The sequence below is a fragment of the Chryseosolibacter histidinae genome, from assembly GCF_018598225.1.
In the GTDB taxonomy this organism is placed as follows: domain Bacteria; phylum Bacteroidota; class Bacteroidia; order Cytophagales; family Cyclobacteriaceae; genus Chryseosolibacter; species Chryseosolibacter histidini.
This window is the reverse complement of record NZ_JAHESF010000001.1, coordinates 300,943-316,977: the sequence shown is the minus strand read 5'-3', so window position 1 is coordinate 316,977 and position 16,035 is coordinate 300,943. Positions and strand designations below refer to the sequence as shown.

Sequence of the window (16,035 nt, the reverse complement as noted above, 5' to 3'; positions counted from 1 at the left end):
AGTTGTATTAAGTGAAGGAATGCCCGGCACTGGCTTCCTGTAAGGTTTGGTTGTCTATTTTTCCGTTGGAGGTCAGGGGCAGTTTTTGCATGCTTACATAATAAGCGGGCACCATATAGGCCGGGAGCCGTAGCAAGAGGAAGCTACGCAACGCGGCAGGGTCTATCGGCTCCTCGGAAACATAACATGCCACCAGGAACCGGCGTGTGCCCTTCTCTTTTTCGATGACGGCAACGTGGTCGATACCGCCATGCGCATAGAGTGCATCCTCGATCTCTTCGGGATCTATGCGGCAGCCGTTGACCTTCACCTGCCGGTCAATTCTCCCGACAAATTCAATGGTTCCGTCGGGCATCCATTTGCCGAGGTCGCCGGTCCTGTACATCAGCGCCTTGCTATCGTAAGGATTGGGCACAAACGACCGGTGTGTGCGCTGGGAAGCATCGCCGGCATAACCACTGGCGAGCCCCGCTCCGGAAACACATATTTCACCGGGAACACCGATGGGCTGCACACGGTCATATCTATCCACGATCACGATCTTCGTATTGTACAACGGCCGGCCTATTGATACTTTCCGGTGCTCGCTCCTTCGTCCTGCATTTTCGTGCTCCGGCAGGTCATCCATCCTGAACGGCTCAGGCACCGCACGGAATTCGTTTCGGTCACCGCTAAGCGCTTCAATGATGCTGAACTGGTCTTTCAAAACATTGATCAGGTCATCCTGTGTTGTCAGCGGATTGGAAAGTACGGCGCGGAAGACAACAATTTCGCCATGTGCCACGTGCCGGATGATGGTCTTGGAGACGAATGTTCTGCCCTGATAGAATTGATTCTCCTGTATGTCGTTGTTGAGCTTATTGATCGTTGCATTCATCGCCGGGGTCAACGCACCTTTGCGCAGCGTATCCCTCATGGCAGAGGGAATATACCGGTAGTTCACAATATTGATCTGGCAGCTCACCAGCTCAAAAGCATCCTGCGCCCCGATGAGGTGTGCAAAAGATGCAGCGCGTTCAATGCCGTTGTCGATCAGCAGCGCGTATCCTTTTTTTCCGATCACGCTCAGCGATGCATGCAGGCACATTGACAACGCGGGCCTCGAGCCTTCTATGGTGAACCTGCCCGTATCATACGAGTCCTGCTTCGCCTGGTAATTGGCCACCGTTGAATTGTAGCTCAATTGTGAGGGATCCCTGAACAGGCAGATGCTGATGCCCTGGGGAAGGAACAATTGTTTGTGGCCGCAGAAGGTGATGGAATCGGCGTTCTCAATGCCCCGGATCAGGTGCCGGTGTACCTCTGAAAAGATCAGCGCCCCACCCCATGCCGCGTCTACGTGAAAATGGATGTGATGGGCCGCTGCGATCCGTCCTATCTCGGGCAACGGATCTATGCTCCCACGTTCCGTCGAGCCCGCAATGCCAACGATGGCCAGGATCAAACGCTTTTGTTGCTTGCAAGCAGCAATTTTTTCTTCAAGATCCGCGATGCTCATCCGTCCGTATATATCATTCTTCACATAAACGATGTTGTCGGTACCCAATCCCAATACCGACACCGCCTTCCTGAACGAATAATGCATGAGCTCCGATCCGATCAATACCATGTCTTCATATCCCTGCGCACGCAGCAGTGTGTAGATGCTTGCGCCGTGTTTCCCGTTCTCACTGGCGCGTGCCCCATACAATGCCCTGTTTCGCGCGGTTAACAACGCGGAGATATTTGCCGTACTGCCGCCGCTGGTGATGATCCCCAGGTTGGTGTTCAGCTTTTGAACATTCTCGTCATAGAACTGAGTCGGGAACGCGTAGAAAACGCGGTGCAGTATAGCGATGGCTTCTCTTTCGAGGAAGGTGACGGATTTTGACGTCTCGATCTTCACCAGGTTTTGGTTCAACCGCGAAATGAGCTTGCTGAGATCATGCACATAATCCGGGAGAACGGAGGTCATGTGTCCTATGAACGCAGGAGATGAGGTATCGATGGTATAAGGAATGACGTCACGGTCAAGCTTCGCATAATATTCCGAGAGCGGAACGGGGTAATCGGCGATCTCGCTATTGAGAAACTTTTTTGCCAGCCGTGCCACGTCTACCTGCCCCGAGGTAAAGCCACGCATGCCACCATCCTGGGCCTGCCCGGAGGCGATACCGGAAGTGTTCCTGAAGTATTTTAAAACATCGTCTACATTATAACGGTCAACGTTACAATATGATACATCGGCACCTACTTCGGTTGAGCCGTAAATATTCACCAGGCGTGAACGGCCAAACTCCCGGTAGAACTGCTGCGCGAGGTAAAACGTAAGAACCTCGCCACTGCAGAAAACATACCGCAGTGAGTCCATCTGAACATTGTTGTGACGTTTCGCCTTGATAAGCGACTGCAGCAGCGAAGGCACCAGTGTGATCCTGCCAATACGATGTTGGGCCAGCAGCGCCAGCATCGCTCCCGGGTCTGTCATCTGCTGATCGTTGAGCACTACCAGGCGCACACCGCTGAGCAGGGGTGAAAACAACTCCACCACATGGTCTACAAAGCAAAAACCGGTTTTATGACAGCATACTTCTTCCGGAGTGTAAGGATAGTGATCCCATCCCCAGTGCAACCTGTTGACCAATGCTTTCTGGCTTCCCAGAACTCCTTTTGGTTTCCCCGTTGAACCGGAAGTATAGATAACATAAATGTCGCGCGCATGCGGGGCGAACTCTATGTGACCGGCGCAAGCTGTTATCATCTGCGCCTCCTGGTCGAGGCATATCAGTGTAGCCGAACATTCCACATGCTTGTTCTGCAGAATATTTTTCTTAGTGATGAGAAAATCGGCAAGGCTATCGCGCAGCATAAAATCAAGCCGCCATTCGGGATGCCCCGGATCCAAAGGCAGATAGAGGCCACCGTTTTTCAGCACGGCCAGTACAGCCACAATGTATGCCACCGATCGCTCCAGCAGCACACCCACTACCTGGTCCGGTTGCATGCCTTTGTGCCGGAGATATGCCGCAAGCTTACACGCTTCCCTGTTAAGCTCAGCATAGGTGATCTGCTGCGTTTCAAATAGGATGGCTACTGTATCCGGCGTTTTTGTAACCTGCTTTTCGAACAGAGCAATCACACACTCATCGGGAAAGTCATGTGCAGTATCGTTGAACTGGACCAGAACCTGGTTGATCTCCTGTTCACCGATGATGCGGATATCCGAGATCCTGATATCCGGAATGGCTGTAACAACTGAGATGATCCTTTTCAGGTAGCCCGCAAATCGCTCTACCGTATCGCGTGAGAAGCTGCGAACAGCGTATGTCAGGCACAGGTGCATTTCGCCAGACTTTTCTCCAGCTTCCAGCGCGAGATCAAAATGCGTATGGCTCAGGAGGGGAAAACGCTCAGGGAAAGTGTTGGCGTTGAAACATCCCGGGGACAGCACTGCAAAAAAGACATTGGAAGAAAACTGCTCACCTCCTGCCGTAGTTCCGCTGGCTTGTGGCGCAAACACATCATGGCCTCCGGGGAACGCATTGGAGCTCTGCATCACTTCGGCAACCAGATCGCTGAACTGCCGATCTCCGCCCGGAACGCTGACCAGGGGAATGGTGTATTCACGTGTGTCTTCAAGACCGGAGCACACATCGCCCGGAGCAGCAATGTTCATGACGATGTCTTCCTGTCCGCTGAGCTTGCTTAATAAAACGGAGTAGCAGGCCAACATCACTGCGAACAGAGACGCTTCCTGTTGTTGCACCATGACCTTCAGCTTGTTTGTTTCAACGGCATCCAGCACTGTGCAAACCTGTGCCGATCTGCCCTGGCCTACCGAAGCACCGACCACGTCTCTGGGCAATTGTACGGGACGCATCACCCTGGCATCTGCCATGTTGCCGGATATTTCCCGTGGCCTGATCGGCGGTTCTTTTTCTGGTCTGGCTTGCATTACGCTACCCATCGCCGGGCGGTTAAATGATCACTTCTGTCGCATCCACAGCTTCCACAGAAGGCGCCGCTTGCAGCCACCTATGCGTTTCGATGTACTCTGCCGTAAACCGGATGGTTGGCTTCATGAAGAACTCTTTCAGCAGCACTTTTACCTGAAATTCTTTATAAACCCGGTTGAGCAATATGATCGCGCTCAAAGAATGACCGCCCATGGTAAAGAAGCTGGATTCTACGCCGATCCTGTCGGCATCGAGTTTTAAAACTGACGACCATACAACGGCCAGTCGCTCTTCCATTTCGTTGGCAGGTGCAACATACTGCATCTCGGTTTTTATGTCGGGCTCGGGTAGCGCCCGCCTGTCGAGCTTTCCGTTAGGGGTCAATGGCAGCTTCGCCAGCCTCACATAATAAGACGGGATCATGTATTGTGGCAGCCGGTCTGCCAGGAATTTTTCAATATCAGCGGGCGCGATCTCTTCCGGCGCCGCGTAATAGGCAACAAGGTACCGGATGCCGTCGGACTCTTTCGCCTGAACAGTCACTTCCTGGATCATGTCATGCTGCAACAACTGTCCCTCTACCTCATTCAGCTCGATCCTGTATCCCCTGATCTTGACCTGATCATCTCTCCGGCCGCAGCACATGATGCTTCCATCCGGAAGATAGTAGCCGATATCGCCGGTCTTATACAGCGTAGCGTAGTCCGGATCGTTTTCGGTCTGCACAAAGGGATTGGATACAAACGCGCTCCTGGTTTTTTCTTCATCACGCCAGTATCCCTTGCCAACACCGATGCCCGCCACACATATTTCTCCTTTCACACCCACCGGGCAGATCTTCATCGAGTCATTCACAATGTACACCTGCATATTCTGAATGGGTGTTCCGATGGGCACCGCGAGCTGGCCTTCCTCAGGAGGCGCCACAACATACGTGGTAACATCGTCTGATGCTTCCGCCGGCCCATAGGCGTTCAGCAACGGAATATGCGGATAGTATGAATACCACTTTTTGGCTAGTGGCGCTGTCAGCGATTCGCCTGTTGGAATCATCCAGCGCAGTTTTTCCAGCTTACGGCTGCCTTCGGGGACCTCATCCAGGAAGGTGGCCAGCAACGACGGAACAGCCTGGAATATCGTGACGCCCTCTCGTTGCAGGGTTTCCACCAGCACGGCCGGCTCCATGATCTTTTCCTTATCAATGATACACGTGGTGGCGCCTGTGACCAACGCCGTCAGGAACTGCCACACGGATATATCGAAACAAGGTGAAGCGGTTTGGGCGATAACGTCCTTTTCGTCCACTTTTAAAATGTCGATCATGGCGTGCAGGTGGTTGATCATGCCGAGCTGGTGGATCATCACACCTTTGGGCTTTCCGGTGGTGCCCGAAGTATAAATGATGTAAGCGAGGTCATCGCCTTGTTGCTGCACGGGTTCAATTAACTTTTTGTTTGCCTCATCCGGGGGGTCGATACAAATAACTTCCATCATTTCGTGGATGCCTTTGATCCCGTCGATGAGGTGCAAGGTCTCCGCCGACACGATAACAACCTGTGGCCGGCAGCCCGAGAGGATCTCCTGGATACGTTGAAGGGGAAAGTCAACATCCACGGGCACATAGGCGCCGCCCGCATGAAAGACCGCGAGAATACTGGTAAGCATGCCAATTCCCCTCGGCAACAGCAAGGCAACATTCCTGTCAGGTGCTACTCCCCTCGCCTTCAGCCGGGATGCGAGGTGTACCGATTCACGGCTCAACGCTTCATAGGTCAGCGCGGAATCGTTATGCCTGACGGCGATATTCAGTGGTGTTCTGCTGACCTGGTCCCTGAACAGCGCTGAAAATCCTTTGTCCCGTGCGATGCTTTTCCTGTTGTTGCCGGCATGCGCGACATACGCCCTGTTATCTCCTTCCGTCATTTCAATGTCTGCGATGCGGACGCCGGTGTCTCTGATCACCACGTTGACGATATGCCGGAAGTATTTCGCCAGCCGCTCCATGGTTTCTTTTTTGAAGAGGGCTGTAGCATACACCAGCCTGAAACATAACTGGTCCCTGTTCTCGATCACCGTCAGGTTGAGCTTTTCATAGGCTACGGTGTTCTGTTCCTTATAAGGTGTCACCACCACGCCGGGAATCGCCAGCGACGACCTCTCGAAATTCTGATACAGGTACATCACATCGAACCAGGGGTTTCTCGCGGTGGTGCGCTCCAGGTTCAGCTCCTTCGCAAGCTCTTCGTACTGATAGCTTTGATTATCGAATGAAGATAGGAACGTAGCTTTCAACGAGGTCAAAAATTCCCGGAAGCTTAGCTCGGCCTTAGGATAGGTACGCAACGGCAGCACTACTGGAAACATGCCGATCATACCTTCCAGCTCAAACTGTTCCCGTCCGGCCACCGCCATACCTACCACCACATCTTCCTGGTTGGCCATCTTTCCCAGCAGGATATTGAGCACGGACAGTATGATCATCGAAATGGTTGCCACCTCCTTCTCAGCGATGGCCCGCAGCTGCCTTGTCTCGTCTGCGCTGAGCGCAAATGCAAACGTGCCACCTTCCGTAGTAGTGGGTCTCGCAAAGTCTATCGGAAGATCGAGCGGCACAATGGCCTCCGAAAACTGTTTTACCCAAAAATCCTTCTGGCGGGCGATCTTATTCTGGTACCCTGCACTCTGCTGCCACATCGCATAATCTTTGTAGTCGAGCTCCAGCGGAAGCAATGGCACATCGTTATACAACAGCATAAAATCGTTGATCAGCAACCCGATAGACGCACCGTCTGAGATGATGTGATGCATATCAACCATCAGGTAATGCACCTGCTGAGCCGTTTGCACGAGCCCTACCCTGAACAACGGCGCCTGGCTCAGATCAAAAGGCCGGATAAATTGATGGATGATGGAGTCGAGCCCGTCTTCTGTACACTGAAATTCTTCTATCGGGAGCGTAAAGTCCTTATGGATAAATTGGGCCGGTTTGTCATTGACGATCCTGAAAGAAGCATGTAAGGTTTCATGGCGATTAACAAGCTGCATAAAGACGCTCCGGAGCTTTTCCATATCGAGCGGGCCTTCGATCCTGGTGACGGCCGGCAAATTAAAAGCGAGCGAAAGTTTATCAAGCTCGTAAAAGTAGTAAACACGCTGCTGCGCGATGGATAACTCATAGTATTCGCGCGATTCGGCCCGTTTCAGTCTTGAGATCACAGACCGTTCCGAAGTACGCAATAGCCTGCCCAGGCTCCGGATGTCTTTCCGGTCGAACACCTCACGGATGGAAATGGTTATGCCAAATACTTCCTGGATCTTGTTAACCAGCGACATGGCCCTGAGCGAGTGGCCACCCAACTCGAAGAAGCTGGCGGTAACGCTGATCACCGGTGCTTCCAGCCTGAGCACATCGGCCCATATGCTGACGAGCTTTTTCTCGGTCTCATCCGAAGGCGCCTGGTAATCTTCACCTGCCCTGATCTCCGGTTCCGGCAATGCATGCCGGTCTGTTTTACCGCTGGGTGTCAACGGAAGCTGCTGCAGCCGGATGTAGTGTGACGGCACCATGTAGCCGGGCAATTTCCCCGAGAGATAGAGTCGCAGGTCCGAGCTTCTGAGATCGGTTTCGCTCACATAATACGCCACCAGCTGCTGGTCTCCTTCCATTCCCCTGGCAACCACTGCCACCTTGTGGATAGCAGTCAGGGTTCTCAGCGCGTCTTCTATTTCTCCGAGCCTGATCCTGAATCCCCTGATCTTCACTTCATGGTCGAGCCTGCCGAGATACTCGATGTTTCCGTCGGGCAACCACCGGCCGAGGTCGCCCGTCCTGTACATTTTCTGTTTCCTGAAGAACGGGTTGTCCGTCATTCTGCTGGCGGTGAGCTCCTGGCCGTTCAGATATCCGGGTGCCACAGCATCGCCGGAAACACAGATCTCCCCGGGCACGCCTATCGGCATCAGCCGGTCATTCCTGTCAAGGATCAGTATCCTGGTGTTGAACATCGGGGTGCCTATGGGTACTTTACGGTTCTCCACATAAAGAGACGTTTGTTCTTCAGCGTGGAACATATCATTCACCGTATATGCCGTAACATCGGCGCTGACCTCCGTTGAGCCATAGATATTCACCAGCTTCACCGATGGAAAAACCTCGAAGAACTCCCTGGCAAGTGGGAGCGGCAAATTCTCTCCGCTGCAAAACACATATTGCAACGTAGTGATCTCTATTTTCTTTTCCCGCACAACCTGTATCAGCGCCTGCAGCAACGAAGGCACCAGCGTGATCCTGCTGATCTTCCTTCCGGTGATGCAATGCACGAGCTTGTTCACATCCATGACATCTTCCGCGTCGATCACTGCCAGCGGCACGCCCATAAGCAGCGGTGAAAACATTTCCGCCACATGATCCACAAAGCTCAGGCTGGTTTTTTGGCTGCACACTTCCCCGGCGGTGTAAGGGTACTTGTGCCATCCCCAGCGAAGCCTGTTCAGCAGCCCCACCTGGGTGCCGATCACACCTTTCGGTTTACCGGTGGATCCGGAAGTATAGATCACATAAATACTGCCACCGTTCTTTCTGCCTGGGTTGAGTATCGGGCAAGCCTGTATCTCCTTCCTGTTTGTATCGAGCGCGATCTTTACTACAGATGTTTGTATCGTGGTGGCAGCCAGCAGCTCGTCATGTGTAATGAGAAACCCGGCATGGCTGTCTTTCAGCAAGTAGTTGATGCGCTCACCAGGGTAGTCAGGGTCAATGGGCAGGTACACGCCTCCCACCTTGAGCACAGCCAGTACGCTCACCACAAAATCAACAGAGCGACGCAGCAGGATCGCCACAGGCTCATTGGGCCTGACACCCGCCTGATAGAGGTAATGTGACAACTTATTTACCTCGATGTTCAGGTTGTGAAAGCTGATGGCCTGTCCACCGCTTTCCAGGGCTGTAGAAAAAGGGTTCTTTTCCACACGCGATTCAAACATCTCAATGACAGACTCACTCCTGTCGTATTTGCTGTCGGTATCGTTAAACTCATTGATGATGCGACTCCGCTCCTGTTCCGAGATGAGCTCCACGGCTTCGATGCTCTTTTTAACATCACGCACAAGGTTGCCCAGCAGGCTGAAATAAAGTCCTGGAAGCAGCGACACGTATTTTTCGTCATGGGTGTTTTGGTCGTACCGGAGCGTGAGAGCAAGCGCATCTTGTATCTTAAAGCAGAACAACATGCCGGGCTGCAGCACATCAAACGCTTGCGAAGGGTGTTTGCCTTCCAGCAGCATACCTACCGGCGACGCGTGTTCCAACACTTCCAGGCTGAATATTTTCTCCACCGGGTAATGCCTGTGCTTCAGATCCTGGAGCATGTTCTGTTTCAGCTGAGACAGGAATGTTCTGAAGTCCGTCCCGGCAAAACCGTTCATTCTCACCGGCATCAGGTTGTGCTCACGTTTCGCGTCATTCGTGTATGGCAAGCTGAACACGCAGACATCATCAGTTGAAGCGTACTTCGAAATAAAAATACCCAGCGCCGATAGCAGGATGAGGTGCCTGGCGTTGTCTGACGGTGCTATTTCACAGAGGTCCTGATAGAGTCCGGCGGATGCCTTCGACTGGCATGCACCCGGGCGTTTGTGATCAAGCGGTCGTTGCGTGAGCTGAATGTGCTCGAAATATGTCCTGAACTCAAAATCCGAAAACCGATTCTTCCAGTAATTCCGCGAGGCGATGTTCTGATTTACCTTGAGCGCTTTCAGGTTTAAGGTTGATTCTTCGATCATAGGGGTTTCAGTAGATGGCTATTACAGTGAACTGATATTCTGCCCGGCAGCAGGCAAAAAAAACGGATGCACTAAAAATTGAAAAGGATATCATCTTCAACCAGGCCGTCTGTGGACTCATTGCCGCCAATGATCTCGATGAGGCTGGCGTCGAGGTTCTCGGATACTTTCTCACACAAGAGCTTAAAACGGCTTACGAGCAGCTCCACGTCTGCTTTTGTAAAGTACGACGAGAGGTATTCAAACCTGAACACGAACGCGTCGTCATCTTCGCTCGCAAAAAGAACGATCGGATATTTGGCGCTGATGTTCTCGAAGGAATGAAGAGAAAATTCTCCGGCCCCTTTCGCCCGGTTGCGCTCCCCGAAGTTCTGAAAGACAAACGCAGCGTCGAACAGGCTTTTAATGGGTGTAGCCCTGTTGTTGTTCAGCTCGATCACGATGTTGGCAAGATCATACACCTGTTTGCTGTTGGCCTGTATCAGATGGTGGTTGATGCCTTTCACCAAACCGCTGAAAGAAATATCAGGATCCATTTGATAACGGATGGGAAGGGTTTTTACGAACATGCCCACAACTTCCTCCAGCTCCTGCTGCATCCTGCCGGACGTAGCCGTGCCGATGACGATGTCTTCCTGCCCGGTCAGCTGGCATAAGAAGGCATGGTATAGTGAGAACAATCCCGGAAAGGCGGTCATGCCTTCGTTATGCAGATAATCCAGCAATGGTTGAAGGGTTTTCTTGCCGACCTCGAACTGCAGGCTGCCGCCATGATCGGTATCATCAGTGCCCGCGGAGATCACGGGAAGGTCAAGCGCAGGCATAGTACCTTCAAAGCTCCGGAGCCAGAATTCCCGGTGAGAAAGATATTCCTCTGTTGACCTGAAATGATACTCCCACTCTGCGTAATCTTTATACTGGATCGCCGGCTGCTTCAACACTTCTCCGCTGTAAAGTTTTGAAAAATCCGCCAGCAGGTTCCATTGTGACATGCCATCGCAAATAATATGATGCAGGTCAACCACGAGCATTTTTCTCCCGGCAGGTGTATGGATGGCCGCGCACCGCAGCAAAGGCGCCTTGCCGAGATCAAAGGGTTTTATAGATCTCCTGATCGCGTGGTCGACATTCTCGTCGGTGATGCTGACCTCCGTTATTTCAAAGTCGACTTCCTTTTCCACAAACTGGAACAACTCGCCCTGATCGATACGGAATGCGGTTCTCAAGACCTCATGCCGGTGGATCAACGCCTTGAAAACGGATTCCACCCTGGCCTTGTCAAATGCACCTTTGACCTCCCAGGCCATGGGCAGGTTGTAGGAAGTACTTTCCTTTTTCAGCTCCTGGTTATAATACATACGCTCCTGCACCGAAGACACATGGTAAAAAGCTTTCGGCGAAGTTCGTGGGATCATGTACAGCATGTCTTTGTTGGAGCGCTGCACCAGCAGGGCCTGTTGCTTGATGGTGAGGTTATTGAACAGCTCGCTCAGGCTGATCCTGACATTGTACTCTTTGTAGATCCTGCCGATCAGCTTCATGATGCTTAACGAGTTGCCGCCGATCTTATGAAAGCTGTCGTCTGTAGAGATGGATTTGTCGCCGAGCACATCTTTCCAGATCGACAAGATCTTCGCCTCGACGGCATTGGCCGGGGCGATGATGGTTTCCTGCACCGGTAAGCTGGCAAGTGCCTGGTAGTCGATCTTGCCGTTGCTCAGCTGCGGGTATTGCTCCACCGCTACAATATCCGCGGGAACCATATAGTCGGGCAAATGTAACGCAAGGTACTGCCTGAGGTTACCTGACAGGTCTGTGACGTCTTCGGCTGCGGGGATCACAAAAGCCACCAGCGACTCATCGCCATTTTCAAACGTGCGCTTGACCACTGCCACATTTCTGACAACCTCGGCACCCGCAAGCACACGCTCGATCTCGTCGAGCTCTATTCTCATGCCCCGCAGTTTTATCTGGCGGTCTTCCCTGCCAATAAGATCAATGGTTCCATCCGCCAGCATCCTGGCTTTATCGCCTGTTTTGAAAGCGATCTTTTCGTCCGGCGTTCCCGCGTTCAGCCTGATGAACTTCTCGTGAGTCAGCTCAGGGTTGTTCAGATAACCTTTTGTCACATAGTTGGAGATGATAAAAAGATCACCGGCGATCAATGGCTTACAAGGCTTGAAGTCGTTGTTGGAGATCAGCAATTGTGTATCATGAATGGGCATGCCCACGGGGATCCGCGCCGCCCTGACATCTTCCGGTTTGATGGGATAATACGACCTGATCATGGTGGTCTCCGTGGTTCCGTAGAGGTTCACAAGCTGCACCCCCGATCCCATGACGTTGTACCACCGGGCAAGCGCTGAAGGGGGGATCTTCTCGCCCGAAAGCAAAACATGTTTCAACGCTTTGAAATGATCGGCCGTGAGGAGCTCGCTGCTGAATTGGCGGAATACGCTGGGAACGCAATGGATCAGGGTGATCGCTGCTTCATCGATCCACGACACCAGTTTTTCAGGCGAAAAAAGACCTGCGTCAGAAGGCGGTATGCATACAGTGCCACCGGCGAGCAACGGAACAAATACATCCCTCAAAAAGGCGTCAAAGTACGGGCTGATCAGCTGACTCACCCGTGCGTCGCTGGTAATGCTAAAGGTGGCTATCTCCCAACGGATGAACTGTAACAGGCTCGCATTCCTTCCAACGATACCTTTAGGCGTTCCGGTGGAGCCTGACGTAAAGAATACGTAAAGGCTGTCGTCAGGGTGATACTCGGGGTACTGGATCTTTTCGTCGGCATCGGCCACCAGTAACGACGCATAGGTATAGATCACGGCATCGCTCCCAGCTATTGGAAAGCGGCCATCCCGATCATCCGTAATGATGTGATGAAGGTCAAGGTCCCTGATCATGGCCGAAAGCCTGTTGTCCGGAAGTGTGCTGTCAAGCAAAACAAATGCGCACCGTGCGTTGAGAATACCGATGATGGTGCAAATGAGATCGCCCCGGTTCTTCAGGCTTACGCCGATCACTGTTTCACTGGCGATATCACTGTCCAGCAAAAAACCGGATATGCGGTTGGCCGTCGCCAGCAGGGCTGCGTAAGAGATCTTCCGGTCAGGGCTTTCTATGGCAATCCGCTCACGGTGCGTCTTCAGGCTTTTGATGAGTGCATTCTGAAAAATCATCTGATCTGGTTTATGGGTTGTCTGCGATGGTGAAAGACCGTTGGCACTGAATGGATATCGGCTTACGAGGTCTTGAGAAGACTTTCTTCCAGCAGCTGCGCCACCTGCGCGCCACCCTGCTTTTTGGCGAGGTCAAATGCCGCCGCCCTGTTGCTGGTCTGGAGATCATCTGCGCCAAACCTCAGCAGGAGCCGGACGATCTCCGGGTTCCTGTTTGCAATGGCGAGCAGAAGCGCCGAAGTACCGTCAGGGTTTGACCGGTATGACTTAACATTGGGGTCGGCCCCGAGCGTAAGGAAGGCTTCCACAACATTGGCGTATCCTTTCCGGATCGCTTTCAGCAGCAGCGGTTCTCCGTCAACGTCTTTGTGATCGATGCTTGCACCCCTATCCACGAACTGTTTGATGAGTCCGCAGAGGTCTTGCACGCCCGCCGATTCAAGTCCCGAGCTGTCCACCACATCGAACCGTGTAAACCAATAATTGATGCTGATGGAGGTATCCAGCGAGCGCACATGATGCCACCAGTTGTGCGGTATGAACAACATATCGCCGGCTTCCACAATACAATGGTATTTTCTGGCATGGCGGGCCAGCGGAAAACGCTCATGGTCGATGTTGTCGAGGTCTATCTCACTCATGTGTGTACCACCCGCTTTTTCACTCTGGTACAGGTAAATGGTATCCGCCGGGGAAAAGAGGTATACTTCTTTCCTTCCCTTGATCTGGATCAAAAAATTGTCTTCGTTGTCGAAGTGCAGGCGTGATACACATCCCGCGGCACCCAGCCACAGGTACGGATCGTTCACCATGTCTGTGTCGAGGATCAGCCCGGGACGCTCCACGTCTTCCAGCAGCTCGGGCAGGTGCTCAACAATGGAGGCCTGTTGCAGGTAGTACGACTTGTTATCACTTCTTTCAGAGGTGGCCAGCGCAATCAGCTCGTCAAAGGGCACTTTGGTTCTTTCGGCATTGTAGTTGAAGACGCCCACCTTGTTGTAGCTGACCTGCACCATCCTGGATCCTATTTTGGATTGCAGGTAAGGCAGAGTCCAGCGGTTGAACATTTTCGAGTTCTTCACGCCGCCTTTAATGACCACAGGTTTGTCACATATGTACGACCTGTGAAACTCAAGCTGACTGAGCTGATTTACGGTATCAATGGCTTCCATGGCTTTGTTGTTTTAAGGTTAAAGATTTGTATTACGAATTCACGCGGCAGCATCAGCGCTCCGGAGACGACAGCATCGGTTGTAGATAACGGGCCGGTTATGCGCTGAAGAACTTATCGAGCAGGATGCCAAACGTGATCACGATAATGAGCAGATCACTTTCATACGGCGCGTTGACGGTGAATCCTTCCTGGCTGTAAGTTTTTTTCAGCGCTTCTATTTTGTCAGGGTTGAAATATCCCTGCCGCCGGATGCGGTCATAGGAAAGAATATCCTGGATATATTCAATGTTCTTCTGCAACAGGTATGGGCTTCCTGGAGCAATGAAATGAAACTTCTCCCTTTCGAAGACAGCCTGTGGCACAAAACGGCTGGCCATCTTTTTCAGGATGTACTTCTCCGTGAAATCATGAAGCTTCAGCGATGACGGTATTTGCGTCGAGTACTCCACCAGGTCCTTATCCAGAAAGGGATATCTCACCTCTACTGAATTGGCAAGGGCCATCCGGTCTCCGTGATCCGATACCAGGTGGTCTACCAGCCGGATCTTGTAATCGATGTATGCTCTTTTGTTCAGCACATTCCGGTTGAGCAGGCGCTCCTTGTTGAGCAGCGGATAATTCAGGCAGTTGATCGTTTCAAAAGACGATGCAACATCCGCGGCATACAGGGATCGTTTCACCTCGTCGAACTGCAGGAAGTTCATTTCATAAAAGAAAGACCTGTCGCCCCATAGCCGCTCGCGCAAGGTCTCTTCAGCAGGGTCCGGAGCAGACTGCGACGGGTTCATCGCCCGCATCTTATCGAAACGGTAGCCCACGTAGCCTGCGAAGAACTCGTCGGCTCCCTCGCCTGACAGGATCACCTTGATGCCCTTCGATCTAACAGCCTGTGACAAGGACAGCGACGCTGTGTTATAGGTTTCTTTGATAGGACATTCGCTGTGATAAACAGAATGCTGCAACCGTGTGCTGATGTCGTCGTAAAAGAAAGTCTTCTGATTCAGGCGTGAGTTGCTTTCGCGTGCGATCAGCTTCTGATACAACGACTCAGAATGCTGTGACTCCATAAAATCAATGGAGAAAGCTTCTTTGTTCGCTTGTGGCACCAGCTGATTCACCTTCATGGCGATCATGGATGAGTCGAGCCCCCCGCTCAGGTAAAGTCCCGAAGGTACATCCGCCCGCAGCCGCAAACGGATCGACGCCTCGAATAAGTCCTCGAGCCTGTCTACGTAATCGTTCACCGATCGGCCATTCCCGGGGTCGCCTTCCGGGTACACCAGGTCCCAGTATTCTTCCTTCGTGATCTTGCCCCTGGGGTTAACGTTGATAAAATGCCCGTTCTCGAGGCTATTGATGTGCCTGAACATGGTGCGGGGGCTCACCAGGCCGGCAAAGGTGAAAACCTGGTCCAGGCCAACCCGGTCCACTTCGCGCACACACTCCGGGTGTTCCAGAATCGCCTTGATCTCAGACCCGAAGATGAATGCGTTGTCGGTGAGGGTGTAAAAGAAAGGGTTGATGCCCATCTGGTCGCGGGCACAGAAAAGCTCGTTGGTCCGCAAATCGTACAACGCAAAGGCGAACTGGCCGTTCAGCTTGTTCAGGAAATCCATGCCGTGGTCTTCGTAGAGATGCACGATCACTTCCACGTCAGAGGCCGTTCTGAAAATATGCCCTGCTTTCTTAAGCTGCTCACGGAGCTCTATGTAGTTAAATATTTCTCCATTGCAGATCAGCACCACGGTGCCATCTTCATTCCTGATCGGTTGCATGCCATTCTCGAGACCGATGATGCTGAGCCGGCTGAACCCCAGCGCCACACGGTCAAACAGAACGGTATCCTGCGCGTCCGGTCCGCGATGAATGAGCTTGCTGTTCATCTTGCCGATGATCGCACGGTCAGCTTCCGTAACCGCGCCGTTGAATCTTATAAATCCACAGATACCACACATGT

5 protein-coding genes are annotated in these 16,035 nt (G+C 52.4%); all 5 read right to left on the bottom strand.

What is annotated here, in order from left to right; all coding sequences use genetic code 11:
* Positions 1–7: 7 nt before the first annotated feature.
* Positions 8–3,946, bottom strand: a complete 3,939-nt coding sequence (locus KK083_RS01050; protein ID WP_254159336.1) for an aminotransferase class V-fold PLP-dependent enzyme — start codon at positions 3,944–3,946, stop codon at positions 8–10.
* 10 nt (positions 3,947–3,956) lie between these two features.
* Positions 3,957–9,716 (bottom strand): non-ribosomal peptide synthetase, encoded by a 5,760-nt coding sequence (locus KK083_RS01045; protein ID WP_254159334.1) that lies wholly within the window; start codon positions 9,714–9,716, stop codon positions 3,957–3,959.
* 71 nt (positions 9,717–9,787) lie between these two features.
* Positions 9,788–12,904: a non-ribosomal peptide synthetase gene (locus KK083_RS01040; RefSeq protein ID WP_254159332.1), complete on the bottom strand. Its 3,117-nt coding sequence runs from the start codon at positions 12,902–12,904 to the stop codon at positions 9,788–9,790.
* Between the two features lie 62 nt (positions 12,905–12,966).
* Positions 12,967–14,076, bottom strand: coding sequence for a cupin-like domain-containing protein (locus tag KK083_RS01035; RefSeq protein ID WP_254159330.1), 1,110 nt, complete (start codon positions 14,074–14,076; stop codon positions 12,967–12,969).
* 97 nt (positions 14,077–14,173) lie between these two features.
* Positions 14,174–16,033: an asparagine synthase (glutamine-hydrolyzing) gene (gene asnB, locus KK083_RS01030; RefSeq protein WP_254159328.1), complete on the bottom strand. Its 1,860-nt coding sequence runs from the start codon at positions 16,031–16,033 to the stop codon at positions 14,174–14,176.
* Positions 16,034–16,035: the final 2 nt, after the last annotated feature.